A 26,186-nucleotide genomic window follows, 5' to 3' on the forward strand; every position below is an offset into this window, starting at 1 on the left:
AAGCCATTATGTTAAAAGCGTTTGCCGTCCGGAGCCTCTTGCCGGACATGCTGATCGGTCGTACGGTCTACGAGGGAGACACGGACGTTGTACTCATTGAGGGCGGAACCGTTCTCAACCGTGAGATGATCAACCTTCTGAAGGAAAAGGAGGTTGCGTCAGTTTATGTCGATGAGGACAGTATTCTGAGCGCCGTCCAAAAGGAGAAAAAGGCAAAGGAAGAGCGTTCTTCCGCCGAGGAAGAGGCGCCGCTCTTTAATATTACCGTGCTGCCGGAGCGCGATGCCCTCGTAGATACCAAATATGAAGAGGACTACAAATTCGTCTACGGAGAAATGGAAAAACTCTTTGCGGATGCGGCACTCACGGGCAAGCTCAACATGGACATCCTTCAGCCTGTCATGGCAAGTCAGCGCCTGCGCGACCTCTACAAGGAGGGGGCGACTGCCGTCTCCATGATTTACAGTATGAACCAAGAGGGAGACTACAACATTCACCATTGCGTGCATCTCGCCATTCTCGGTGGACTGATGGCAAAATGGATGCACCTCTCGGGCATTGATCGTCAAAATCTTGTGCTTGCAGGGCTCTTCCTCGATATAGGAAAACAGTTTATCCCGCATGAAATTTTGGAAAAGAAGGGAAAACTCACAGACGAGGAGTTTGACCTCATGAAGAATCATGTCGTGGACAGCTTTAAGCTCGTTGAGGGCAGCCCTCTCGCAGGGCGCAGTGACCTGATGAACGGCATTATTCAGCACCATGAGCGCAGCGACGGATCGGGCTATCCGTCGGCGCTTCAGGGAGAGCAGATATCGACATTTGGGCGCGTGCTTGCCGTCCTCGACAGCTACGATGCCATGGCGTCGAGCCGCGCCTACGCACAAAAGCGCGCACCGTTCGAGGTGTTTAAGGTGCTCTATGCGGACGTGCTCGATGGGAAACTCGACTCGGAATACGCGGTGCTCTTCATGCGCAAGCTCAACGCCGCCCTCAACGGCTGTTGGCTGCGACTTTCGGACGGCACGGCAGGGCGTATCGTTTATATCGACGAGTCGCGTGTCACTGCAATGCCTGTTGTGCAGCTTGATTCGGGCGGATTCCTTGACCTCAATACGGTTAAGGATATCACCGTCGTTGAGATCATGACAGCGGCGGAGGTCAGCGCACTCTAAGCACAGCATCAATCAAAGAGAAAAGAGGATACTGCACGGATCATTCGTGCAGTATCCTCTTTTTGTGTGTTGTTTGACGTATCTTTTATTTGCGTGCGTTCTTTGCCGCGCGTCCGCGTGCCGTACGGTCGAGAATTGCCTTGCGCAGACGGATGTTCTCCGGTGTCACCTCGACGAGCTCGTCGTCGTTGATGTATTCAAGCGCCTGCTCGAGACTCAGGATGCGCGGCGGGGTGAGGCGGATCGCCTCATCCGATGCCGAGGTGCGCATATTCGTGACATTTTTCTTCTTGCACGGATTGATGTCCATGTCGATGTCGCGCGAGTTCTCGCCGACGATCATACCCTCGTAGACTTGCTGTCCCGGCGAGATGAACATCGTGCCGCGGTCTTGGAGGGAGAAAATGCCGTAGCCCGTCGTCTCTCCCTGCTCGAACGCTACCAGCGAACCGTGCGAACGCCCGCTCATATCTCCCTTGTAGGGGACATAGCCGTGGAAGATATGGTTCATGATGCCGTTGCCCTTTGTGCTCGTGAGGAGTTCAGAGCGGAAGCCGATCAGTCCGCGCGCGGGAATGAAGAACTCCATGCGGATGTAACCCGAGAGCTCCGTCATATTCGACAGCTCCGCCTTGCGTGTGCCGAGCGCCTCCATGACGGCGCCCATGTACTCTTGCGGCACTTCGACAGTCAGATTCTCCATCGGCTCGCAGCGTTGTCCGTTGATGGTCTTGTAGACCACCTCGGGCTTGCCGACCTGCAGCTCGTAACCCTCGCGGCGCATCTGCTCAATCAAAATCGAGAGATGCAGCTCGCCGCGTCCCGAGACCTTGAACACGTCCGCCGAGTCCGTCTCCTCGACGTGCATGGCGACGTTTGTCTCGATTTCCTTAAAGAGGCGGTCGCGCAGATGACGCGACGTCACGAACTGTCCCTCGCGTCCCGCGAACGGACTCGTGTTGACGCCGAACGTCATGGAGAGCGTCGGCTCGTCGATATTGATGGTCGGCAGCGCCTCCGGATTCTCCGCATCCGCGACTGTGTAGCCGATGCTCACATCGCCGAGACCTGTCAGGGCGACGATCTCGCCCATGCCCGCCTCGGTCACATCTACGCGCTTGAGCCCCTGATAGACATAGACCTTGCCGACCTTTGCCTTCGTCTCATGATCGCCGCTGATGACGACCACATTTTGATTCGGGCGGACGGAGCCTCGGATGATGCGCCCGATCGCCACACGGCCGACATAGTCGTCCGCCTCCAGCGTCGTCACCATCATTTGCAAAGGCCCCTCGGCGTCGCCCTGCGGCGCGGGAATCTCCTTCACAATCGTCTGCATCAGCGGCTCCAGGCTGTCGCTCTCGTCCTCCATGTTGAACTTTGCAATGCCGTCGCGCGCCGTCGCATAGATCACGGGGAAGTCGAGCTGATCGTCGTCCGCATCGAGCTCCATGAAGAGCTCGAGCACTTCGTCGTATACATCATCCACACGCTGATCCGGACGGTCAATTTTATTGATGACAACGATGGGCTTGAGCTTTTGCTCCAGCGCCTTGCGCAGCACATATTTCGTCTGCGGCATAGGCCCCTCGAACGCGTCCACGAGGAGCAGGACACCGTCCACCATATTCAGGACGCGCTCCACCTCGCCGCCGAAATCCGCGTGACCTGGTGTATCCACGATGTTGATCTTGATGCCGTCGTAGAGAATCGCCGTGTTTTTCGAAAGAATCGTAATGCCGCGCTCGCGCTCAATGTCGCCCGAGTCCATCACGCGCTCGCCGACCTGCTCGTTCGAGCGGAACACATGACTCTGACGCAGCATCGCATCGACCAGTGTCGTCTTGCCGTGGTCAACGTGTGCGATGATCGCAATGTTGCGCAGCTTCTCATTTGTACTCATATAAAAATTAACCTCCCCAAGGTACCCGTTCAAAAATAGCTTTTCTATCTTATTACAGCCTGCCCCTTTTGTCAACAAATGAAACGCCGGCGCTCAAATTTTGGCGATAAACCATGGCGCCAATGTGCCTTTCTGCGCTCTTCCGGCTTTTTCTATGGCTGTCTATTGCTATTCGTATCCTTAAATCGTATAATGGAGAAATGATTTTTTACGAAGCGGCATAAAGGAGGGCGTGTGATGGCGACGGTTCCAAAACTCAATACGACGAATTTGGGGGAGGAGATCCCGTTCAAGGTTGTTGCGCCCTTTGAGCCGATGGGGGATCAGCCGCATGCGATCGCCGATCTTGCGGGCGGCATTGAGAACGGGCAGACGGCGCAGGTGCTGCTCGGCGCGACGGGCACGGGCAAGACCTACACGATGGCAAAGGTCATTGAGCGCGTGCAGCGTCCGACGCTCGTCATCGCGCACAACAAGACGCTTGCCGCGCAGCTCGCGAGCGAGTTCAAATCGTTCTTTCCAAATAATTACGTCGGCTACTTCGTCAGCTACTATGATTACTATCAGCCGGAGGCGTACATCGCGCAGACGGACACCTACATCGAGAAGGACGCGTCCATCAACGACGAGATCGACGAGCTGCGCCACTCCGCGACCTGCTCGCTGTTCGAGCGGCGCGACGTCATCATCGTGGCGAGCGTCTCCTGCATCTACGGTCTCGGTTCGCCGGAGAGCTATCACGAGATGGTGCTCTCCGTGCACAAGGGGCAGACGATCCCGCGCGAGGAGATTCTGCAAAAACTCGTCTCCATCCGCTACGAGCGCAACGATATCGCCTTTGAGCGCGGACGGTTCCGCGTGCGCGGCGACGTCGTAGAGATCTTCCCCGCGGGGTACAACAACCGCGGCGTGCGCATCGAGATGTTCGGCGACGAGGTGGAGCGCATCATCGAGTTCGACGTAGTCTCGGGTGAAATCTACGGAGAACGCCTGCATTCGATGGTCTTTCCCGCGTCGCATTACGTCACCGAGGACGAGGATATGAAAATCGCGATGGCGGATATCCGCACGGAACTCGAAGAGCAGCTTGCCATGCTCAAGGGCGAGGGGAAACTTCTCGAGGCACAGCGGCTCGAGCAACGGACGAATTACGACCTCGAGATGATGCAGGAGATGGGCTACTGCTCCGGCATCGAGAACTACTCACGGCATCTAACGCACCGCAAAGCGGGGGAGACGCCGTACACGCTGCTCGACTACTTCCCCGAGGACTTTCTCATCATGATCGACGAGTCCCATGTGACCTTGCCGCAGATTCACGCGATGTACGGCGGCGACCGCAGCCGTAAGGTCTCGCTCGTTGACAACGGGTTTCGCCTGCCATCGGCATTCGACAACCGCCCGCTGACGTTCGACGAGTTCGCGGCGCGTGTCAATCAGATCGTCTACGTCTCGGCGACGCCCGGGAAATACGAGATGCAGCAGGCGCAGCAGGTAACGCAGCAGATCATCCGCCCGACGGGGCTGCTCGACCCCGTTGTCGAGGTGCGCCCGCTCGACGGGCAGATCGACGATCTGCTCTCAGAGATTCGTCTGCGCATCGAACGCCGGGAGCGCGTGCTCGTCACGACGCTGACGAAGCGCATGGCGGAGCATTTGACCGACTACCTGCGCGAGGCGGGGGTGAAGGTGCGCTACCTCCACTCCGACATCGCGACCATCGAGCGTGCGGAGATCATTCACGACCTGCGCGCGGGCGAGTTCGACGTCCTCGTCGGCATCAACCTCCTGCGTGAGGGACTCGATATGCCGGAGGTCTCGCTCATCGCGATCCTCGACGCGGACAAGGAGGGCTTCCTGCGCTCCGACACCTCGCTCATCCAGACCATCGGACGCGCCGCGCGCAACGCGAGCGGGCATGTCATCATGTACGGCGACGTCGTGACCGGCTCCATGCGGCGCGCGATCGACGAGACGGAGCGCCGCCGCGAGATACAGGAAGCCTACAATAAAGAACACGGCATCGTGCCCAAGACCATCGTCAAGCCCGTCGTCCCGCTCATCGAGATGACATTGGTCGCAGCCGAGGGGACTGCGCCCTATGGGAAAAAGAACGGGAAAAAGAAGAAACTCGGCAAAAAGGAGCGGGAAAACCTCGTCAAGAGTCTCCTGCGCGAAATGCAGCAGGCGTCGCGCGCCCTCGAATTTGAGCGGGCGGCGGAACTGCGCGATATGATTGTCGAATTGGAGGGCGAACTTCCAAAGAAAAAATAGGGGAAAATATGAACGAAAGCATTAAGATAGAGGGGGCACGCGCCCATAACCTCAAGAATATCAATGTCGAAATTCCGCGCGACAAACTCGTCGTCGTGACGGGGCTCTCCGGCTCGGGGAAATCCTCGCTCGCGTTCGACACGATCTACGCCGAAGGGCAGCGCCGCTACGTCGAGTCGCTGTCCGCCTATGCGCGGCAGTTTCTCGGGCAGATGGACAAGCCCGATGTGGATAATATAGAAGGATTGTCGCCCGCGATTTCGATCGACCAAAAGACCACGAGCCACAATCCGCGATCCACGGTCGGCACGGTCACGGAGATCTACGACTACCTGCGCCTGCTCTATGCGCGCGTGGGGTGTCCGCACTGCCCGAGCTGCGGCAAGCCCATCGCACAGCAGAGCGTCGATCAGATGGTGGATCAGATTAAAGTTCTGCCCGAGGGGACGAAGCTGCTCATCATGGCGCAGCTCGTGCGAGGGAAAAAGGGCGAGCACCGCAAGGTCCTTGACCAAATGCGCCGCGACGGCTATGTGCGCGTCCGCATCGACGGCGAAGTGCGCGACCTCGGCGAGGAAATCACACTTGAAAAGCAGAAGAAACATACCATCGAGGTGGTCGTCGACCGTCTCGTCGTGCGCGCAGGCATGGAGAGCCGCCTGACGGACTCCCTCGAGACGGCACTGCGCGCGGGCGGCGGCGTCGTCTATGTGCAGATCGTAGACGGCGAGCTGCTGATGTTCAGCGAGAACTTTGCCTGCGTGGACTGCGGCATCTCTCTGCCTGAGATCGCGCCGCGCATGTTCTCGTTCAACAGCCCGTTCGGCGCGTGCCCCGTCTGCACGGGACTCGGCAGTCATAAGGAATTTGATCCCGAACTCGTCCTGCCCGACCCGACGCTCAGCGTTGCGGACGGCGTATTTGCGCCGCTCTCAAAGAACCCGAACTCCTACAGTATGCGCGCGATCTCTGCGCTCCTCGAAGCGCATGACTACGACGTTCACACGCAGTGGAACCGCATGGACAAAAAGACGCAGCATCTTCTGCTGCACGGCGCGCCCGACGAATATGTCTCCTTTCGCTATGTCAACATGTTCGGCGAGGAGAAGGAGTACAACGTCCCGTTCGAGGGGGTTCTGCCCGCGCTCGCGCGCCGCTACCGCGAGACGGACTCCGAGGAGATGCGCGAGAGCTACGAGGACTACATGACGGATACGCCGTGTACGGCGTGCCGGGGCGCACGTCTGAAGCCCGAGACGCTTGCCGTCACGATTGGCGGGAAGAACATCGCGGAGCTCACCGCGCTGACCATTCACGAGGCGGATGATTTTCTCACGGCGGCGGCACAGGAGTTCAGTCCGCGCGAGGCGAAGATTGCCGTGGAGATACTCAAGGAAATCCACGCGCGTCTGCATTTCCTGCTCGATGTGGGGCTTGATTATCTAACGCTCTCGCGCGCGGCGGGGACACTCTCGGGCGGAGAGGCACAGCGCATCCGGCTCGCGACGCAGATCGGCTCGGGGCTGATGGGCGTGCTCTACATCCTCGACGAGCCGAGCATCGGTCTGCATCAGCGTGACAACAACCGCCTGCTCGCGACGCTCCGGCACCTGCGCGACCTCGGCAACACGCTCATCGTCGTCGAGCACGACGAGGACACGATGTATGCCGCCGATCACATCATCGACATCGGCCCCGGCGCGGGCGAACACGGCGGAGAGGTCGTCGCGGAGGGAACGGCACAGGAGATCATGCAGGTACCCGCATCCGTGACGGGCGCGTATCTCTCGCGGAAAAAATTCATCCCCGTGCCCGATACGCGGCGCAAGGGGAACGGAAACGTACTCGAAATCGTCGGCGCGCAGGAGAACAACCTCAAGAATATCAACGTGAAATTCCCGCTCGGAACGCTGACGCTCGTCACGGGCGTCTCCGGCTCGGGCAAGTCCACGCTCGTCAACGAGATCCTCTACCGCGGCGTCGCCTCGCGCCTCTACCGAGCGAAGGGAAAGCCCGGCAAGCATAAAAAAATCAAGGGGCTTGAGCACATCGACAAGGTGATCAACATCGACCAGCAGCCGATCGGGCGAACGCCGCGCTCGAACCCCGCGACCTATACGGGCGTGTTCGACGCGATCCGCGACCTGTTCAGCCAGGTCTCCGAGTCGCGGATGCGCGGCTACAAGGCGGGGCGGTTCAGCTTCAACGTCAAGGGCGGGCGCTGTGAGGCGTGCCGCGGCGACGGCATCCTCAAGATCGAGATGCAGTTCCTCCCGGACGTCTACGTCCCGTGCGAGGTCTGCAAGGGCGCACGCTACAACCGCGAGACGCTGGAGGTACATTACAAGGGCAAGACCATCGCAGAGGTACTCGACATGACGATCGACGAGGCGGTGGAGTTCTTTCAAAATGTCCCGCGCATCGCGCGCAAACTCGAGATCATTCGCGACGTCGGGCTCGGCTACATCCGGCTCGGGCAGCCCGCGACGACGCTCTCGGGCGGCGAGGCACAGCGCGTCAAGCTCGCGACGGAGCTCGCCAAGCGCAGCACGGGCAAGACGCTCTACATCCTCGACGAGCCGACGACGGGACTGCACGCGGCGGATATTCATAAGCTGCTCGTCATCCTCCAGCGTCTCGTAGACGGCGGGGATACGGTCGTCGTGATCGAGCACAACCTCGACGTCATCAAGGCGGCGGACTATGTTATCGACCTTGGTCCCGAGGGCGGCGTACGCGGCGGTACCGTTGTGGCGAAGGGAACGCCCGAGCAGATCGTCAAGGTCAAAGAATCCTACACGGGGCAATTCTTAAAGCCTCTTTTGGATGAACGGCATTAAATTTTTGGGGAATGGAATATAAAGAAGGTAATTTCAGATGCTCATTTTAGGCCAGATGGTCGTATTTTTTCTGATGATCTTTGCGGGCGCGCTTGCACGGCGGTACAACATCATCATTCCGAACAATCAGGAACAGTTTTCCTCGCTGATTGTCAACATCGCGTGTCCGTCTCTCATCATCTCCGCCGCGATGCACGCGGAGGAGCATATGGGGCTCTCGCAGGTCATCGAGACCTATACGGCGTATGCCGTACTGCTCGCAATGATGTGCATCGTCGGTTTCCTGCTGCCGCTCATCCTGCGCTTCCGCGGGCGTCTGCGCGGCGCGGTGAACCTCTCGTTCTGGTTCAACAACTCGCTCTTTATGGGACTGCCGCTCGTGCAGGGCGTCTATGGCGATCAGGCGGTCGTCTATATGACGCTCTTCTTCATCCCCGTCAATCTGCTCTTCTTCGTTTACGGCGTGTCGTCCATCAGCATACATAAGCGGCGCGGCGCCGACCTCATCCGTATGCTGCTCAACCCCGGCATCGTCGCGTCGCTGATTGCGTGCATTATCTATTTCGCCGAAATTCAAACGCCGCTGCTGCTCATGCAGGCGTTCACGATGATCGGCGCGCTCACTGCGCCGCTCGCGATGATGATGATCGGCGCATCGCTCAAGGACATCCACGTGCGCCACATGCTGACGGATCGGAAATTGCTCCTCTATACCTTTTTGAAAGCGGTCGTGCTCCCGATTCCGCTGCTCCTCATCATGAAACTCTTCGTCACGAATCCGTATATCCTCGGGTGCAGTCTCGTCATCGTCGCTGCACCGACGGGCGGCATGGTCGCGATGGTCGCGCTGCTCTACAACAAGGTCGCCTATCCGCTCATGACGGAGATCATCGCGCTCTCGACGATGATCTCGGTGGCGACCATCCCGCTCGTCTCGGTGCTGACCGGCATCTGAGTTCGTGTAGAAAGGGGCGTCCTTGCTCATATTCACGTTGATCCTCATCGGAGCGGTCGGTCTGATCCTCGGCGCGTCGCTGTATTTCCTGCGCTATATCGCCGCGGGGCGTCGGCTGTTCTTTGCGCGTCTCGGCGTTACGGCGTTTGACATCCTCGGTATCGGCAGTCTGATCCTCTTCATCCGAAACGCATTCATGCACGGATGGGGCGCGGCGGTCGCGTTTCTCATCATTCTGCTCTTTACGGCGCAGTGCATTACGCTTGCGGCGGTCGTCGCGGGCGTCACACTGCGGTATCTGCGGCGCAGACTGCTCGCCGCGCCGTATGATCCCGCGCGGCGGAGGATGCTCACGGGTGCTGCCGCCTATCCTGCGGTAGGGCTGCTGCTCAGCGGATACGGCGCGTTCTTCGAGCGCCTGCATACGGTACAAAACGACTATACGATTCCCATCGCGCGGCTCCCGCACGAGGCGGAGGGCATCGTCATCGCGCAGATCAGCGACATGCATCTGGGACCCTATTTTTCCGTGGAGGATTTTGAGCATCTGCTCGGGGAGGTCGCCGCGCGCGGCGCGGATCTCCTCGCCGTGACGGGTGATCTCTTCGACGACGAACGTCAAAATGAGGCGGCGGCAGAGACGCTTGCCGCACATGTCGGAGATTATTCGAACGGCATTTGGTACTGCATCGGCAATCATGAGTACTATCATGACGGGCGGCGCATTGTGAACGCGATGGCGCGCGAAGGACGTGTCCACGTTGTGCTGAACGGCGCGAAGCGCGTCGCGGGGCGCGGCATCTATATTGCGGGCGTCGATTATCCCTTTGCGCGCGGGGATGGATTTTATGCGGAAAAAACGGCGTTTTTCAAGGCGGCGATGGCGGATGTCCCGCCGGATGCCGTGACCGTCCTGCTCGCGCATCACCCGGAGTTCATCGACGACGCGGCGGCACGCGGCAATGTACCGCTGACGCTGACGGGGCATACCCATGGGAGCCAGTTCGGCTTCCTCGGGATTCCGCTGTTCCCCGTATTCAAATACACGCGCGGCATGGTGCGCATCGGCGACAACTACGGCTACGTGCACGTGGGCAACGGAAGCTGGTTTCCTCTGCGCATCGGATGCCCGCCTGAAATCGCATTTTTTAGACTGGAAAGGAAAAAAGAGCAATGAGTTGGATGGAGGACTACAGCGCGATTCGCGAGGATATTCACACGGGATACATCTATGAGGCGATTGAAGCGATCCTGCACATGCGCCGCAACAACGAGATCCCCGACGAGGAACAGTGGCGCTTCTCCGAGATGATGGGCGCGTGCTGCGGTGCGCTCGCCGATACGGAGGGCGCGCTCGCCTCGTATTTTGAAGCGGCGACGGAGGATAAATTTCTGCGGAGTCAGCGCGAGCACTTCTCCAACTACCTCTACCTCTGCCATGCCGTGCCGAACCTCACGCCGAAGGAGCTCAAGGCGCAGTTCGACATGTACGCGACGCTCTACCGCCACGAAGAACCGCTTGCACCGCGTGAGAACGTACGGCATGAGCGTCTGCGCATCGGCTTTATCGCACCGCATTTCCTCGATTCGTCCTCATCGCTCTTTTACGCGGGGCTGATGCGCGGCCTCAGGGAAAAATACGATGTTTACGCCTATGCCCTCAGCGACCGTGCGGATGCGTTCACGGAGTCCCTGCGCGCCGACGTACGCTATGCGTCTCTTGAGAACATCTCCATCGAGGAGCAGGCGGAGTGCATTCGCACTGATGAGATCGACGTGCTCATCGACCTCGGCGGACATACCGAGGGCGGCATGACGCTCATGGTGCTCGCGCGCCGTCCCGCGCCCGTGCAGATCTCGGGCATCGGCTGGTTCGCGACGACGGGGGTGTCCTTTGTCGACGGCTTCCTGACAGACGAAGTACTCTCGCCGACGGGGACGGAGGAGTTTTACAGCGAGGAGCTGCTGCGTCTCCCGTACGCGTTTGTCATGACCCCGACCGCCGGGATGCGCGCCGCGGAGGTCTCCGCGCGCCCCGTAGATGAGCCCGTGACCTTCGGCGTTCTGCAGAACTTTATGAAAATCAATGAAGCGGTTCTGAAGATGTGGGAGCGCATCCTCAAAAAGGTGCCGAAATCGCGCCTCGTGCTCCAAGATGCCGTGGACAGTCCCCTGCGCGTGACAACTATCCTTGAGATGCTTGACGGTATGAAGATGCCGATGAAACGCATCTTCGTGCGCCCCGGCAGGCAGGACTATCTCGCGGATTACGGCGACATCGACATCGCGCTCGACACATTCCCCTATGCGGGCGGCGCGTCCACGGCGACCGCGCTCTACATGGGCGTTCCTGTCGTCTCCCTGCGCGGAGAGACCCATGCGTCTCGTCTCGGGGCGAGCATCCTCACGGCGGCGGGACATACGGAGTGGATCGGCGCGGACGAACGCGCCTATGAGCAGATCGCCGTCGATCTCGCGGGACGCATCGGCGAGGTGCGCGCGGGACGCGCGGCACTCCGTGCGCAGGTGGAGACGTCGCCGCTGATGGACGAGGCGGCATATCTGCGTGCCGCCGAGGAAGCGATTGCGCGTATCTGGGCAGAACGCGGAGACTTTGCATTGTGAAAACGGATTTGGCGGAGCTGCTGACCGAAAGCCCCGAGCGGTTGACGATCCTCATTATCGACGGATCGGAGCGGCTCGCGCATCTGCGCGCGCTTTACCCGAACGCCGAGATTCATGCCGTCACGCCTTACGAAGAGGTCGCGGCACATGAAACGCTCGCGCCGCTTCGGATACACTGGCATGTGACGGACTGGCAAAAAGAAATTCTGCCGTTCCCCGAGGAAATGTTCGACCGGATCATCGCGGAGTTTGCGCTCGAGTTCGCACACGAACCCTACGACGTCCTCATGGCGCTGAACCGCAGGCTCAAGGAGACGGGGGCGCTCTACACGAGCTATCCGAACGTGCGCTACCACGGCATGCTCGACCTCCTGCGCGCGGGTGATTTCCCCGTGCGCGGCGAGCGTAGGCTCTATGCCAAGCCCGAGATCGTGCGCCTCCTGAACGACGCGCTCTATAAGGAAATTCACTTTACGCCCGGCGATCGGGACGACGATCTCTCGGCGGGGGAGGAATGGGCGCGTGAGGGCTTCGCAAATGTCAATGACGACCTCTCGACGCGCACATGGCTCGTGCGTGCAGAGCGCAGTACGGCGGCGGGCGCGAATCTAAAGCTGCTTTTTACACTGGAGATGCGGCGGGAACTCGCACGACTCCTGCATCGCATCGAGTACGGCGTCGCACCGGAGGAGAGCAAGGCGGCACTGCGCGCTCTCTGCGTGCGCGAGGGCATCTTTTCGGAGTATCTTACGGATTTCATCAACGAGGTCTGCGTGCACGACGCCCGCGTTCATGCGGAGCTGCGGGAACTCTTCGAAAATATGTGAAAAAGTAAACGGTAAACTAAATATTTAGTTGACGGGATACGATTCCTGTTTTATAATAAGCAAGATAAAAATTACTTATGATAAGGCAGGGATTTTTGTATGCGCAAAGGATATATCGCAGAACTTACACAAAAGATCATCGCGGGCTATCGTCTGGGACGCGACACTGACCGATCGCTGTTCCTCGAAGCTCCGCTCGAAGAGCTCAAGGAGGGGGCATACCGCCTTCAGCGGCAGTTCTGCGGCAACCATATCGATCTGTGCACCATCGTGAACGGGCGCAGCGGGCGCTGCGGCGAGAACTGCAAATACTGCGCGCAGGCGGCGTGCCACAAGACGGGCGTCGAGACCTACAGCTTCCTCCCGCAGGAGGAGATCATCGCGCACGCAAAGGCGAACCAGGACGCGGGCGCGAACCGCTTCTCCATCGTCACCTCGGGCGGTGCGCTCAGCGGCAAAGAATTTGAACAGGCGATCGATACCTACAAGGAGATCAAGCGCACGCTTACGATCGACCTCTGCGCCTCGCACGGACTCCTCTCGCGCATCCAGCTCCGCCGTCTCCGCGAGATCGGCGTGACGAGCTATCATCACAACATCGAGACCTCCGAGCGCTATTTCCCTGAAATCTGCACGACGCACACCTATGCCGACCGCATCCGTACGATCAAGGACGCGCAGGCGGAAGGGCTCTGCGTCTGCTCCGGCGGCATTATCGGCATGGGCGAGACATGGGACGACCGCTTCGAGATGGCGTTCGCGCTCCAAGAGCTCGGCATCGAGTCCATCCCGCTCAACTCCCTCATGGCGATCCCCGGAACTGCGCTCGAGCATCTCGAGCCGCTCTCGGGCGACGAGATCCTGCGCACGATTGCGATCTTCCGCTTCATTAATCCGACGGCGAACGTCCGCCTCGGTGCGGGACGCAAGCTCCTCCCCGAGAATGGTGCAACCGCGTTCAAGGCGGGCGCATCCGCATCCATCACCGGTAACATGCTCACCACCTCCGGCACAACGATTGCAGAGGACATGGAGCTGTTGCGTGAACTCGGCATGACGAATAAGGATGAGGATTGTAGGGCTTTAACAGGAACCTGCGGCGCTCGATAGGCGTGACGTGCGATATTTGCGCATGGCGGCGTCATATCGTCGAATGCTTCGTCGACGTAGGTTGCATCTACGCCTTCCTCGCATTCTCCTCAATTCCTAGCCCTGCATCAAATCTTGCACGTCACTTACTGTACGGCTTTGCGTACGGGATTTTCGCGCCTAGCGTCGTTATTCGTCGAATCCTGCGCTCGACGTAGCTCTTTAACTACGCCTTCGCTTGTATTCTCCTCATGCCTAGCTATGCATCGAAACTTCCGCGTCACTTAGGTTTCCTCTGAACACGGGATTTTGGTGCCTAGCGGTGTCCTAGCATCGAACCAATGAAAAGGCGCTTGTATCAACGTAATGATGCGTTGGTACAAGCGCTTTTTTGTTGTCACAAATACGATTCGAATACATCCATGTCGAGCACGCGGATTTTGCGTCCCGTTGCCTCAATGATGCCTTCGCGCTGCATGGTGCTCAACTCGCGCGAGAGGGATGGGCGGCTGACGGCAAGATATGCGGCGATAAATTCACGGCTGACAGTGAGCGTTACGTTGCCTTCTGCATCCACATGGGGGAAGAGGTAACGCACAATCTTTTCGCGCAGGGTGCCGCTCGCGAGAATCTTGAGTTTCGTGTGCATTGCGTACGCCTTGCCTGCAAAGATTTTCATGAGATTGCGCTGGACGATGAGCGCACTGCGATGCGGTGCAGCGCCGACATCGAGCGTGAATAGGTGACTCGACACCTCAAGCAGACGCACCTTCGTCACGGCACGGACATACATGTCATATGGACGGCGCAGGACTTCATAGACCTCACCGAACATATCCCCCGGATGATCGATCTCCGAGATAAAGATTTGGCGCCCCGAGTAGGTGTCCTTGAGGATATGTACCTCGCCCTCGAGCAGGATATAGAGCGAGTGCGGCATATCACCGTCGTGAAAAATCATCGCGCCTTTTGGGTAGGTGCGCAGCGCCACCTCGGCGGAGGCGAGCAGCTCCTCGAGATCCTCATCGTTCATTCCCGCTGCGAGGGACGTCTTTGCGAGAATCTGTGCCGCGTTTTTCGTGTCGTTCGTCGCCATCATGTACTCCTTTGCACAGAGGGAGAAATATTTTCATTGATTATAACATAGGATGAATAGGGCTGCAAAAATGTTTCGGTCGATTTTCGACATGCAGAATCATTTGAACAACGAATTTATAGATTTTCATTTTCAATGATTGACGATTTGTCAAAACATGTTAAAATACTATGGAAGATGAGACTGAAAAAGCCGGAGCAATGTCGAAACTGTGCCCATATCGGGCATGTCAAAGGAGGGAAGATGCTTTCGACATTCGAAAAGACGTAAAATTCATAGGATTTGAAGAAAGGATTATTAATGAAAAAGCTTTGTATGTGTTTGATGGCGGCGCTGATGCTGCTCGCAGTCGGCTGCGGAGGAAGCGACCGGGCGAAGAATGAACGCGCCGATAAGGGGGAAATCGTTATCTCTGTCGGTAAATACATGGTCGGCGAGGGCTTTGACCCGACGGCAGGTTGGGGGCTGTGGGGACCCGATCCGTTTCACAGCGCGCTCATGGGGCACGATCGCGACAACAATCTCGTGAAGGAGCTCGCGACGGAGGTCAAGCAGTCGCCCGATGGGATGCAGTATGTCTTTACGCTGCGCGATGATGCGAAATTCTCGGACGGGACGCCGGTGACGGCGGAGGACGTCGTATTCACCTATGAGACGGCAAAGGCTGCCGGTGGCGCCGTGGATCTGACGGCGCTGGCGTCCGCGCGTGCGCTGTCGAATACGCAGGTGGAGTTCACGCTGACGAAGCCGTGGTCAGTGTTCCTCGAGACGGCGGCGAGCCTCGGCATCGTGCCGAAACATGCCTACAAGGAGGGCTATGCAACGGCGCCCGTGGGCAGTGGTCCGTGGAAGGTGGTCTCGTTCCAAAAGGAACAGCAGCTCATCATGGAGCCGAACGAGTATTACTATGGGGAGAAGCCGAAGCTGAAAAAGGTCACAGTGCTGAACCTCGGCGACGACGCGGTGCTCGCGGCGGCGCAGTCGGGGCAGGTGGATCTGATCTTTGCGCCGCCCGAATTTGCAGGCGCAAGCGTGCCGCATATGAACCTCGTGCTCATGGACTCGATCGACAGTTTTTGCATTAATCTGCCGCAGGTACCGGAGCATGACGAAAACGGTGTGCTCATCGGAAATAATGTTACGAGCGATCCCGCGATCCGCCGTGCGCTGAACATCGGCATCGACCGCAAGACGATCATCGATAACGGGCTCGGCGGATTTGCAAAGCCGACGATGAACTTTGCCGAGGCGCTTGCATGGGCGAACAACGATCTGCAGGAGCCTGACAACCGCGTGGATGAGGCAAAGCAGATCCTCGAGGATGCGGGCTGGAAGGACACGGACGGGGACGGCATCCGCGAGAAGAACGGTGTCAAGGCGGAGTTCGTCATCAACGGGCGCGCGAACGATCTGCAGCGCTACAACACGGCGGTTGCGCTCGCCGACGATGCAAAGAAGCTCGGCATCAATATCATCGCGAAGTCAACGCCGTGGTCGGAGGCGCGCAAGGTTGCGCGGAACATCCCGACGACGTGGGCGTTCGGCGACTACACGCCGCAGGCGCTCTATAACTACTTCCATTCGTCTCAGATCGGCGTCAATGTCATCAACAACCCCGCGGTCTATCATAACGCTGCGGTCGATACACATATCGATAAGGCAATGGCGGCAACATCGAACGAGGAGGCGCTGCGCGAGTTCAAGGCGGCACAGTGGGACGGCGTGACCGGGCCGAAGGTCGATCTCCCGTATCTCTGGATTGCAACGGTGCAGGTGCCGTATTTCGTCAATGAACGTCTCGATATTGGAACGCTCCATGTCGGCGAGCGCGGGCAGGGCATGGGCATCCTCGCCAATATCGACGAATGGCAGTGGAAGTAAGCGATGACGACGCATATGGCACGACTCCTCGGACGCAGCACGCTGCGGCTGGTACTGCTGTTGATCGCCGTGAGCATTGTCAGCTTTATCCTGCTGGCGCACTCGCCGATCGATCCGATCGACGCGTACTTCGCGAATAAGACGGCGTCGGCGGAGCAGCACGCGCTGGTTGCGGCGTATTGGGGCTTTGACCGCCCGCCGCTCGACCGCTTCCTTTTGTGGGGCGGGCATATCCTGCACGGGGACTTCGGCATGTCCTTCATCTACCGTGCGCCTGTGCTCGAAGTCATTGGGGAAAAGTTTCGCTTGACGCTGCTCCTCATGATGACGGCGTGGGCGCTCTCGGGCATCATTGGCTTTGTGCTTGGTGTATTGGCGGGGATGTACCGCGACAGTGTGCTCGATAAGGCGATTCAAGGATTTTCCCTGCTCTGCGTGTCCGTGCCGATTTTTTGGCTCGGGCTGCTCTTTTTGATGATTTTTTCCGTTCAGCTGCAGTGGTTCCCACTCGCGCTCGCGGCGCCCATCGGGAAACTGCATGAGGAGGTGACGATGGCGGATCAGATTCGGCATCTGATTCTGCCCGCGCTCACACTCAGTGTGACGGGCATCTCCTCGATCACACTCCAAACCCGGGAAAAGCTGCTCGAGGTGATGAGTACGAACTATATGCTCTTTGCCGAGGCGCGCGGCGAATCCCTGTGGCAGCGCGTGCGGCGGCATGGTCTGCGCAATATCGCCTTGCCTGCGATTACCTTGCAGTTTGCGTCGTTCAACGAGCTGTTCGGCGGCGCGATCCTCGCGGAGACGGTGTTTTCCTATCCCGGGCTCGGCGGTACGGTGACGCTGGCGGGACTGCGCGGCGATCTCTCGCTGCTGCTCGGCATCGCGATCTTCAGCGCGATATTTGTCTTTGCAGGCAATCTCATTGCGAACATCCTCTACGGCATCGCCGACCCCCGCCTGCGTGAGGGGAGGGGGGCGTCATGATGAAGGCTTTGACACTGTCCGCGGCAGGAGGGCTGAACCTGCGCCGACGGTATTTGATCTTTGCCGTGCTCGCGGCGGTCTTTCTCGCCGGGCTGTTCCTCTGGGGCGTTACGATGCCGGAGAGTGCCTATGCGGTGAACTACGGGCAGAAGAATCTCGCGCCGTCAATGTCGCACCTCTTCGGTACGGACAATATGGGGCGGGATATGTTTGCCCGCTCGGTCAAGGGGATGTCCATCAGTTTGCAAATCGGGTTCGGCGCGGCGTTCTTCAGCTCGTGTATTGCGCTGCTGCTCGGCACGCTGTCCGCCGCCTTTGGAGGGAAAGTAGATCAGGTCGTCCTCTGGCTCGTGGATCTCTGCATGGGGATTCCGCACATCCTTTTGATCCTCATGATTTCGGTCATGCTCGGCGGCGGTGTTGCGGGCGTTTCCACCGGGATCGTCGTGACGCACTGGCCGCGGCTCACGCGCGTGATCCGCGCCGAGGTCATGCAGCTCCGTACGGAGCCGTACATCATGGCGGCGCGGCATTACGGGCACTCGTGGCTGACCGTGGCGCGGCGGCATTTCGTGCCGCATGTTCTGCCGCAGTATATCATCGGTCTGGTACTGCTCTTTCCCCACGCCATCATGCATGAGGCGGCGGTGAGCTTCCTTGGCTACGGGCTGCCGCTCGACATGCCTGCGATCGGCATTATCCTTTCGGAATCAATGCGCTACCTTGCCCTCGGCATGTGGTGGCTGGCGTTTTTCCCGGGATTTTTGCTGCTCGTTGTCGTATTGCTGTTTGACCGGTTGGGTACCGCACTGCGCGAGATCATTGACCCGCAGCGCGTGCAGGCGTAGGAGGGGATGCGTATGACCGGTGAGATTCTTTTAGAGGTCGAGCACCTCTCGGTATCCTTCCGCATGTATCGGAACGCGCTGACACACACGCTCTCGTCAGGCGTCAGCGACGTCAGTCTGCGCCTGCACCGCGGTGAGATCATCGCGGTCGTCGGGGCGAGCGGTTCGGGCAAAAGTCTGCTCGCGCACGCCGTGCTCGGGATTCTGCCCTACAATGCCGTGATGAGCGGAGAGATGCGCTACTGCGGCGCACCTCTTGATGCCGCGCGTCAAAAGGTATTGCGCGGGCAGGAGATCGCGCTGATTCCGCAGTCCGTAACCTATCTCGACCCGCTCATGCGCGTCGGCACACAGATTCGCGGGCTGCATGGGACGCAGGAGAATATGGAGGCGACACTGCGCCGCCTGCATTTGGAGGAGCATGTCACCGCGCTGTATCCGTTTCAGCTTTCGGGCGGGATGGCGCGGCGTGTGCTCTTTTCGACCGCTGTGATGACGGACGCCGCGCTTATTATTGCCGATGAGCCGACGCCCGGGATGGATGCCCGGAGCGCCGCCGAGGCACTGCAGATTCTGCGGGAACTCGCGGATACGGGCAAAGGTGTACTGTTGATCACGCATGATATTGATCTTGCCACCCTCGTTGCGGATACGGTTGCCGTATTTTACGAAGGCCGCAGTGTCGATATGGTTCCGGCGGCGGCATTTCGCGGAGACGGTACGGCGCTCGCGCATCCCTATACGCGGGCGCTGTACCATGCGCTGCCGCAGAATGGATTTGCCTGCTATACGGCAGAGGAAGTGGCGCGGATGACCGCAGCGGGAGGTGCGTAAATGCTGTCCATACAGAATGTTTCCTATCGATATGGGAGCGCCGCACCTGTTCTGCGCCATGTTTCGCTCGAGATCGCACGCGGCGAGCGTGTCGCACTGCTCGGACCGAGCGGCTACGGGAAAAGCACGCTTGCACTCCTACTCGCGGGCTATCTGCCGATGCAGGAAGGCAGGATCACGCTGGGCGGGAATCCAATCCTGCGGAGCGGCTACTGCCCCGTGCAGCTCGTCTATCAGCACCCGGAGAAAGCCATGGATCCGCGTTGGAAACTGGCAAAAACACTCTCCGAGGCGTGGGACATTCCCGCCGAACTCTTCACCGCCATGGGTGCAGAGGAACATTGGCGTTCCCGCTTCCCACACGAACTCTCAGGCGGGCAGCTGCAGCGTCTCTCGATCCTGCGTGCGCTGAATCCTGCGACGCGCGTCCTCATCGCGGATGAGATCACGGCGAGTCTCGACCCCATCACACAGGCACAGATCTGGTCGGTGATACAAACGCAAGCGGCGGCGCACGATATGACGCTCATTGTCATCACGCACAACGAGCATCTTGCGAAGCGGATATGCACGCGGATCGTGCGTGTCGAGGAACTGCAGGACACAGCGGAACATTGATTTTGTAAAAACTATATTGTTGGAAAAACGCCGGCGGCGAAGGTTTTATCCTTTGCCGCCGGCGTTTTCGTGTGCAGATTTTTTTATAAAGAATAAGAAAGCGTTTTATATCGTCAGCGCCCTGTGCTGACTTCGGAATTGCTCAGCCCGAACTCCAGAAGCATACCGATCAGCTCGTTGCGTGAACGTCCCGTCTTTGCGGACAGCTCTTCGATGCCGTCGAAGATTTCCTCCTTAATGCGAATGGAAAAAATCTTATAGCCGTCCTCGCCCTTCGGGGGCTTTTTCGTGATGATCAATTTTCCTGTCATACTACCACCTCTATATATATCATACGAAAACATCATATAACATAGTATGACGAGAACCATAGTGAGGTATATCTCATAAATAAATATCAAAATAAACATACATACTTATGTTAAAAATAAAAACAACGATATATTTAGTATAGAGAAAACATGTTATAATTTATGTTATAAAATACGGGAGGTGGAGGAATGAAAACAATGTCTGTTCCGCATACGCTCAGTGCATTATCGGCAGGGATGCCGCAGGATCTCAGGGGGAAAACAGAGGAGCGTGGGGATGCACGGACAAGCTTTGCCGACGTGCTTGCGGCATCGGAGCGGCGTGTGAATTTTTCACGGCACGCCGTGCGACGGCTTGAGGAGCGCGAGATCGTGCTCTCACCGCAGGAACTCGAACGCCTTGACGGCATGGTGGATCGCATGGCGGCGAAGGGGGCACGGCAGGCGCTCATCCTGATGAACGATACCGCGTTCGTACTCGCGGTACCAAAGCGTACCGTCATTACAGTGCTCGACGGCGAACATGCGAAAGACAATATTTTCACGAACATTGACAGCGCGGCAATACTCTGAGCCGGACCTTCGGGGGAGCTCTTGGCTGCTGAACGAGTGAAGCAGCGTGCCGCAGAAAAGGAAGGTTGATTCATTATGATGCGTTCTATGTTTTCGGGTGTCTCGGGGCTGAAATCCCATCAGACACGAATGGATGTCATCGGCAACAACATCGCGAACGTCAACACGACGGGTTTTAAGGCGAGCCGCGTGACGTTCGCCGATATGATCTCGCAGAACCTTTCGGGCGCGTCCTCGCCCGGAACGACGGTCGGTGGGACGAACCCAAAGCAGATTGGTCTCGGTACGAGCGTGTCGAGCGTCGATCTCCTTTTTAACGATGGCGTTGCACAATCGACGGGAAAAAACACCGATGTCGCGCTTTCGGGAAATGGTACATTCGTCGTGAAGAAGGGGAACGAGACCTACTACACGCGCAACGGTGCGTTCGAGTTCGATGCCGACGGAAATTACGTCATGCCGGGCAGCGGTCACTATGTGCAGGGATGGATGGCAAATAGTGAAGGGAAGCTCATCACATCGGGGAATGTAGGAAACATTAAGATTCCCAAGGGAAAGTCCATGAACTCTGAGCCGACGACGACGGCAACCTATACCAATAACCTGAATGCAAGCACAAAACGCTCTATCGTTAAGAGTGTTGTGGTTCGTTATGCAGACGGAACGACTGAGAATGTCACGGATTATACTCCGCCGCCGGAGGATGGAAAGCCGTCCGTTTCTGTTGCTACAACGGCTGGAACAAAGATTACGGTAGACAGTACGGCAGATTATAATTTTCAATCGGCTGCGGCTGGAATATCTTTGAGTGGAAAAAAACTTTGGACGTCTACCGTTGACTCTGTGACACAATCAGCGGCAGGGCAGATCAAGAAAATGGTATTGGAAGGCGGTACGGGAAAGGATGACGATCCCGTTACACGATTTGCTACATCCGGTACTACACTTCCGCTTACTTCTGTAGACAATGGAACTTACAAAGTGGGGGGAACGTATAAGGTTACGGGAACGATCAAAACGGCAACGTTAAAAAAAGACGGAACAATCGAACTGGAATTTGAAACGGCAACCCCTCCAATTCCGAACGTTATCGTTCCTGCGCCGCCGAGCGGCACATATAAGCATGGGGATACGTTTACACTAAACCTAAAAATTAAAGAAATGACAGCACAAACAGGTGCTCAAATTAACTGTGACAACGGTCAGTCAGATACATTGGAAGCAGCCGACGGTGATGTAGATGTCAATAAGGCAGTACAAAACTATGTGAGAAAAGGGCGGGCTTCTGACGGCAACGTCGCGGCTGTTGCACGCAGAGGTGTTGTGAAAAGTGTAACGCTCTCCCTTGATGACGGGACGAGCGTTGAGGGGCTTCCGGGACAGGGCTATAAGGTTGGCGGCGATTACTATCCTTCCTATGTGACCAATATCACGACATATGACAGTCGTGGCGGTTCACATCGTATTCCAATGCTCTTTACGAAAAAAGGTGAAAATGAGTGGAAGATGCTTTTTGGTAATGGGCGTAAGACGTATCAGTACGAAGAAGAGGACGGCACCATAACGACGATGCGGTTCTCAACGATTGAAGATTTGAAGTTTACGACAAAAGGTAGATACGAGAGTGGCACAGCCTCTATTGCGACGACGCATGCAGGTGCGGATGATGGGTCAATCACTTGTAATCTAGCGGGGCTTACCCAGTATGTCGGCAATAATACGATTGTCGGCACGACGAACGGGCATAAGAAGGGCGTTCTAACCAGTGTCTCTATTGATCAGTCGGGTGTGATTACTGGGACATATGACAATAATGTCCGCCAGGCAGAGGCGCAGATCGCAGTCGCACAATTCAACAATGCTACGGGTCTCACGAAGATGGGCGGAAGCCTCTATCAGGAGTCGAATAACTCAGGCCCTGCAAATATCAAGACAGCGAATGATCTTGGCGTGAGTATGACACCGTCCGCTCTCGAGATGTCGAACGTCGACATCGCCGATCAGTTCTCCGACATGATCATCACACAGCGCGGCTTCCAGTCGAACTCGAAGATCATTACCGTCTCCGACGAGATGCTCGAGACGCTGATTAACATGAAGCGGTAATATAATATTTCGGTAAACGAAAACGGGGCGATTGCACGAATCAAAGTGCAATCGCCCCGTTTTGTCGTGTTATACGGCGGCTTCTTTTTGATAGAGTTCGGTGAGCGCATCCTGCAGGACTTTTGAGATGTTGAGTTTTTTCTGTGCGGCGAACGTATCGAGCCACGCGGGAATCGTGAGATTCTTGCGTACGGATTTTTTCCCATACTTCGCGGCGTATGCATCCATATCGAGAGAGAGGAGGCTGACGAACCCCTCTCCAATATCGGGATCGGGACGAATATCGCTGAAATTGCTCGCAGGGGGCGCTTCTTTTCCGTCCTCAATCTCGCCTAGAATCCATCCGGAAGCCGCATCTTCCCCCATGGCAATCGCTTCGGCAAGCGAATTTCCACCCGTCACACAGCCTGGAAGATCGGGGACGGTCACACAATATGCGGTAGAATCCGGATCGGGATAAAAGACTGCAGGGTAAACGAGCTGCATATAAATACCTCCGTTATTTCCTATGTTTCCCTTTTTTTCGCCGCTCTTCGGGGGCGTGCGGTTCGGCGGGCACGGTCTCCTTTTCTTTTCGAAAACCGAGCCATATGAACGTCGCGAGGGCGAGGAGTCCGAATGCGAGGGCGCCCGTCTGCGCGCTGGTGAAGAGTCCGAGGTATTTCTCCGTGTAGTCCCCGCGGAAATATTCGAGGAGGAAGCGCACGCCGCTATACAGCATGACGTAGAGGGCGAAACACTGTCCGCGCGCGTGTCCGTAGGCGCGGAACGCGAGGAGGAGGGCAAAGATAACGATGTCGAGCTGTCCTTCCCATACCTCTGCGGGCCAGAGCGCCTGTGCGCCGTAGGTGTGGTAGGCGAGTGTGCTCTCGGGATAGAGGATGCCGAAGCTCCCGCCCGTGGGCGCGCCGAATGCGTCGCCGTTGAGGAGGTTCGCACAGCGTCCGAGCGCTTGTCCAAAGACGATGGCGGGGGCGAGGACGTCCATGAAATGCACGGTGTCAAGGCGGTGCCGGCGGCAGTAGAGGATGCCGACCACGACGCCGAGGAAGACGCCGCCCTGTATCGCCATGCCTCCCTGCCAGACGTTCAGCAGCTCTGTGAGGTGATGCCGGTAGTAATCCCAGTCAAAGAAGAACACGTCCCACAGGCGCGCGCCGAGAAGCCCTGCGATGCCACAGTAGATGCCGATGTCCGCGACGTGTTTTTCATAGCCTCTGCCGTCCGCCTTTGCGAGGAAGTAGCCGACACCCGTCGCGAGCAGGATGGAGAGGGAGATGACGACGCCGTAGGCGCGGATGGGGAAGTCCCCGATGTAGAAAAGATACTGATGCAAGGAACGGCGCTCCTTTACTCCGCGGCAAAGAGCGGCAGCTCGGCGAGGAAGATGATGTCCTCTCGTTTCACTGCGTTGCCCTCGGCGAGGACGGCGGCTTGCCCGATGACATGACCGCCCGCCTTTTCGGCGAGACTGCGCAGGGCGGTCATGGAGCCGCCCGTGCTGATGACGTCGTCGAGGAGGAGCACGTTCCTGCCCTCGATGCGTTCAATGTCTGTGTTCATGAGATAGAGCCGCTGTTTGCCCATGGTGGTGATGGACTCGTCCTCGACCCAGATGGGATCTTCCATATATGCCTTGACGGATTTGCGCGCTGTGACGTAGTAGGGCATACCGATCTGCCGTGCAAGTGCGGCGGCGAGGGGGATGCCCTTGGTCTCGGCGGTCATGATGATGTCGGTCTCCTGCGGAATCTTTTTCGCGAGGTCGCGCGCGCAGCATTCGCACAGCTCGACGTCGCCGAGCATGACGAAGCCCGCGATGGCGAGCGTTTCGTTGAGGTTGATGATGGGGAGGGTGCGCGTGCACCCTGCGACGGTCAGATCGTAGAATCTTTTTGCCATTTCCCTTAGAATCCTTTCTCAGTGAGTGTGAGTTCGAGTGCGTTCAGTACGTCGTTCACGTTCTCCTCCGTGATGACGAGCGGCGGCTGGAATGCCATGACGTTGCGCCGGACGCCGTTCTTGCCGACGATGAAGCCGCGGTCTTTGAGCGATTCGAGTATGGCGTCCAGCTCTGCGGCGGCGGGGGATTTCTCCTTGTCCGCGTGGACGAACTCGGCGCCGACCATGAGTCCGAGACCGCGGACGTCGCCGATGATGGGGTGGCGGCGCTGAATCTCCTTTAGCCCCTTGCGGAGCTGTTTGCCGCGCGCATCGGCATTGCCCATGAGGTCGTGTTCCTCGATGTACCGGATGACGCCAAGTCCCGCCGTGCTGGAGACGGGATTGCCGCCGAGGGTCGACGCGCCGGGCTTCGTATAGGTGTCGGCGATTTTCGCCGATGCGATGAACGCGCTGATGGGCGCGCCGTTGCCGAGCGCCTTTGCCATGGTCATGATGTCCGGGACGACGCCGAAATGCTCGATGGCGAACATCTTGCCCGTCCGCGCAAAGCCCGTCTGCACCTCGTCGGCGATGAAGAGCGCGCCGTAGTGTTCGAGGATTTCCTTCACGCGCTTGAAATAACCCTTGGGCGGGACGATGATGCCCGCGTTGCCCTGGATGCTCTCGGCGATGAATGCGGCGGGATGCCCGGACGTTACGTTCTTGATGGTGTCCTCAAGGGCGTTCGCGCAGTCGAGCCCGCAGGCTTCCGCCGATTTTCGGTGCGGACAGCGGTAGCAGTACGGATTCGGCACGAAGTTGATGCCGCCGACGGGATTCGGGTCGGTGCGCCACATGGAGATGCCCGTGAGGCTCATTGTGAGCTTCGTCCGCCCGTGCAGTCCGCCGCGCAGGGCGAGGAACTCGCTGCTGCCCGTGTAGATCTGCGCGAGGAGCGCCGCGCCCTCGTTCGCCTCGGTGCCGGTGGAGCAGAAGAAGCTCTTTTGCAGATCGCCGGGGGTGATGCGCGCGAGCTGCTCGGCGAGGTTGACGAAGTTCTCCGTGAGGTAGATGTTGCAGACGTGCTGGAGAGTCTCCGCCTGCGCGGTGACGGCGGCGGTGATCTCGGGATTGCAGTGCCCGCAGTTGATGACGGAGACGCCGGCGAAACAGTCGAGATAGCGCCGTCCCTCGCTGTCGTAGAGGTACTGCATCTTGCCGCGCACGATCTGGCGCGGCTCACTGTAAAAATGCCCGAGACAGGGCATGATGTATTTCTTCTTTTTTTCGAGGATGGCGGCGGCGCCGATGTATTGCGTTTCGCCGCGGGAGGTTGTTCCCATATCGCTCCTTTTTT

General features: G+C 58.1%; 22 protein-coding genes. 15 read left to right on the forward strand and 7 right to left on the reverse strand.

The annotated features are described in order from the left end of the window. The first annotated feature begins 8 nt into the window (after positions 1–8). Positions 9–1,175 carry an HD-GYP domain-containing protein gene (locus HMPREF1147_RS07410; RefSeq protein ID WP_009658294.1) on the forward strand — a complete coding sequence of 389 codons (1,167 nt, stop codon included), beginning with the start codon at positions 9–11 and terminating at the stop codon, positions 1,173–1,175. An 85-nt stretch (positions 1,176–1,260) separates the two neighbouring features. Here HMPREF1147_RS07410 and typA read toward each other — a convergent pair whose 3' ends face one another. Next, complete coding sequence (gene typA, locus HMPREF1147_RS07415) at positions 1,261–3,078, reverse strand: translational GTPase TypA (protein WP_009658313.1); 1,818 nt, start codon at positions 3,076–3,078, stop codon at positions 1,261–1,263. Positions 3,079–3,315: 237 nt separating this feature from the next. Here typA and uvrB point away from each other — a divergent pair, with 237 nt between their 5' ends. The 7 genes from uvrB (at position 3,316) to bioB (ending at position 13,709) form a co-directional block, all read left to right on the forward strand. Further along, complete coding sequence (gene uvrB, locus HMPREF1147_RS07420; RefSeq protein ID WP_009658320.1) at positions 3,316–5,352, forward strand: excinuclease ABC subunit UvrB; 2,037 nt, start codon at positions 3,316–3,318, stop codon at positions 5,350–5,352. An 8-nt stretch (positions 5,353–5,360) separates the two neighbouring features. Beyond that, positions 5,361–8,192 carry an excinuclease ABC subunit UvrA gene (gene uvrA, locus HMPREF1147_RS07425; protein ID WP_009658306.1) on the forward strand — a complete coding sequence of 944 codons (2,832 nt, stop codon included), beginning with the start codon at positions 5,361–5,363 and terminating at the stop codon, positions 8,190–8,192. A gap of 37 nt (positions 8,193–8,229) precedes the next feature. After that, on the forward strand, positions 8,230–9,147 hold the full coding sequence (locus HMPREF1147_RS07430) for an AEC family transporter (RefSeq protein WP_009658339.1): 918 nt from the start codon (positions 8,230–8,232) through the stop codon (positions 9,145–9,147). A gap of 22 nt (positions 9,148–9,169) precedes the next feature. Then, the gene (locus tag HMPREF1147_RS07435) at positions 9,170–10,324 is read left to right on the forward strand and encodes a metallophosphoesterase (RefSeq protein WP_009658298.1); all 1,155 of its coding nucleotides are present in this window, start codon (positions 9,170–9,172) and stop codon (positions 10,322–10,324) included. Further along, the gene (locus HMPREF1147_RS07440) at positions 10,321–11,772 is read left to right on the forward strand and encodes a glycosyltransferase family 41 (RefSeq protein ID WP_009658353.1); all 1,452 of its coding nucleotides are present in this window, start codon (positions 10,321–10,323) and stop codon (positions 11,770–11,772) included. The genes HMPREF1147_RS07435 and HMPREF1147_RS07440 overlap by 4 nt, the downstream gene beginning before the upstream one ends. Continuing rightward, positions 11,769–12,599 carry a methyltransferase domain-containing protein gene (locus HMPREF1147_RS07445; protein WP_009658384.1) on the forward strand — a complete coding sequence of 277 codons (831 nt, stop codon included), beginning with the start codon at positions 11,769–11,771 and terminating at the stop codon, positions 12,597–12,599. Before HMPREF1147_RS07440 ends, HMPREF1147_RS07445 begins: the two co-directional genes overlap by 4 nt. 99 nt (positions 12,600–12,698) lie before the next feature. Then, the gene (bioB, locus tag HMPREF1147_RS07450) at positions 12,699–13,709 is read left to right on the forward strand and encodes a biotin synthase BioB (RefSeq protein WP_009658303.1); all 1,011 of its coding nucleotides are present in this window, start codon (positions 12,699–12,701) and stop codon (positions 13,707–13,709) included. Positions 13,710–14,085: 376 nt separating this feature from the next. Here the strand turns inward: bioB and HMPREF1147_RS07455 are convergent, their stop codons facing one another. Continuing rightward, the gene (locus HMPREF1147_RS07455) at positions 14,086–14,784 is read right to left on the reverse strand and encodes a Crp/Fnr family transcriptional regulator (RefSeq protein ID WP_009658355.1); all 699 of its coding nucleotides are present in this window, start codon (positions 14,782–14,784) and stop codon (positions 14,086–14,088) included. A 300-nt stretch (positions 14,785–15,084) separates the two neighbouring features. Between HMPREF1147_RS07455 and HMPREF1147_RS07460 the strand changes: the two genes are divergently transcribed. The 5 genes from HMPREF1147_RS07460 to HMPREF1147_RS07480 are packed head-to-tail and all read left to right on the forward strand — an operon-like array spanning position 15,085 to position 19,955. Further along, positions 15,085–16,665, forward strand: coding sequence for an ABC transporter substrate-binding protein (locus HMPREF1147_RS07460; protein WP_009658332.1), 1,581 nt, complete (start codon positions 15,085–15,087; stop codon positions 16,663–16,665). Between the two features lie 3 nt (positions 16,666–16,668). Beyond that, entirely contained in the window at positions 16,669–17,655 is a 987-nt protein-coding gene (locus tag HMPREF1147_RS07465; RefSeq protein WP_009658312.1) for an ABC transporter permease, read from the forward strand. Continuing rightward, entirely contained in the window at positions 17,652–18,503 is an 852-nt protein-coding gene (locus HMPREF1147_RS07470; protein WP_009658338.1) for an ABC transporter permease, read from the forward strand. Before HMPREF1147_RS07465 ends, HMPREF1147_RS07470 begins: the two co-directional genes overlap by 4 nt. A 12-nt stretch (positions 18,504–18,515) precedes the next feature. Next, a complete protein-coding gene (locus tag HMPREF1147_RS07475) occupies positions 18,516–19,337 on the forward strand; it encodes an ATP-binding cassette domain-containing protein (protein WP_009658396.1) in 822 nt (273 codons plus the stop codon). Further along, the gene (locus HMPREF1147_RS07480) at positions 19,338–19,955 is read left to right on the forward strand and encodes an ABC transporter ATP-binding protein (RefSeq protein ID WP_009658327.1); all 618 of its coding nucleotides are present in this window, start codon (positions 19,338–19,340) and stop codon (positions 19,953–19,955) included. Positions 19,956–20,068: 113 nt separating this feature from the next. On the opposite strand, the gene HMPREF1147_RS07485 is transcribed toward HMPREF1147_RS07480, so the two are convergent. After that, positions 20,069–20,266, reverse strand: a complete 198-nt coding sequence (locus HMPREF1147_RS07485) for a ribbon-helix-helix protein, CopG family (protein ID WP_009658391.1) — start codon at positions 20,264–20,266, stop codon at positions 20,069–20,071. 189 nt (positions 20,267–20,455) lie between these two features. Between HMPREF1147_RS07485 and HMPREF1147_RS07490 the strand changes: the two genes are divergently transcribed. Together HMPREF1147_RS07490 and HMPREF1147_RS07495 are read left to right on the forward strand one after the other, a co-directional pair. Then, entirely contained in the window at positions 20,456–20,839 is a 384-nt protein-coding gene (locus HMPREF1147_RS07490) for a TIGR02530 family flagellar biosynthesis protein (protein ID WP_009658340.1), read from the forward strand. Positions 20,840–20,914: 75 nt separating this feature from the next. Next, positions 20,915–22,945, forward strand: a complete 2,031-nt coding sequence (locus tag HMPREF1147_RS07495; protein WP_009658311.1) for a flagellar hook-basal body complex protein — start codon at positions 20,915–20,917, stop codon at positions 22,943–22,945. 69 nt (positions 22,946–23,014) lie between these two features. Here HMPREF1147_RS07495 and HMPREF1147_RS07500 read toward each other — a convergent pair whose 3' ends face one another. The 4 genes from HMPREF1147_RS07500 to HMPREF1147_RS07515 are packed head-to-tail and all read right to left on the reverse strand — an operon-like array spanning position 23,015 to position 26,172. Next, on the reverse strand, positions 23,015–23,431 hold the full coding sequence (locus HMPREF1147_RS07500) for a type II toxin-antitoxin system HicB family antitoxin (protein WP_009438758.1): 417 nt from the start codon (positions 23,429–23,431) through the stop codon (positions 23,015–23,017). A 13-nt stretch (positions 23,432–23,444) separates the two neighbouring features. Continuing rightward, complete coding sequence (gene lgt, locus HMPREF1147_RS07505; RefSeq protein ID WP_009658381.1) at positions 23,445–24,281, reverse strand: prolipoprotein diacylglyceryl transferase; 837 nt, start codon at positions 24,279–24,281, stop codon at positions 23,445–23,447. A 14-nt stretch (positions 24,282–24,295) separates the two neighbouring features. Beyond that, entirely contained in the window at positions 24,296–24,847 is a 552-nt protein-coding gene (locus HMPREF1147_RS07510; RefSeq protein ID WP_009658324.1) for a phosphoribosyltransferase family protein, read from the reverse strand. Between the two features lie 5 nt (positions 24,848–24,852). After that, positions 24,853–26,172, reverse strand: coding sequence for an aspartate aminotransferase family protein (locus tag HMPREF1147_RS07515; protein WP_009658393.1), 1,320 nt, complete (start codon positions 26,170–26,172; stop codon positions 24,853–24,855). Positions 26,173–26,186: the final 14 nt, after the last annotated feature.

This window comes from Selenomonas sp. FOBRC9 (assembly GCF_000287655.1).
In the GTDB taxonomy this organism is placed as follows: Bacteria; Bacillota; Negativicutes; order Selenomonadales; family Selenomonadaceae; genus Centipeda; species Centipeda artemidis.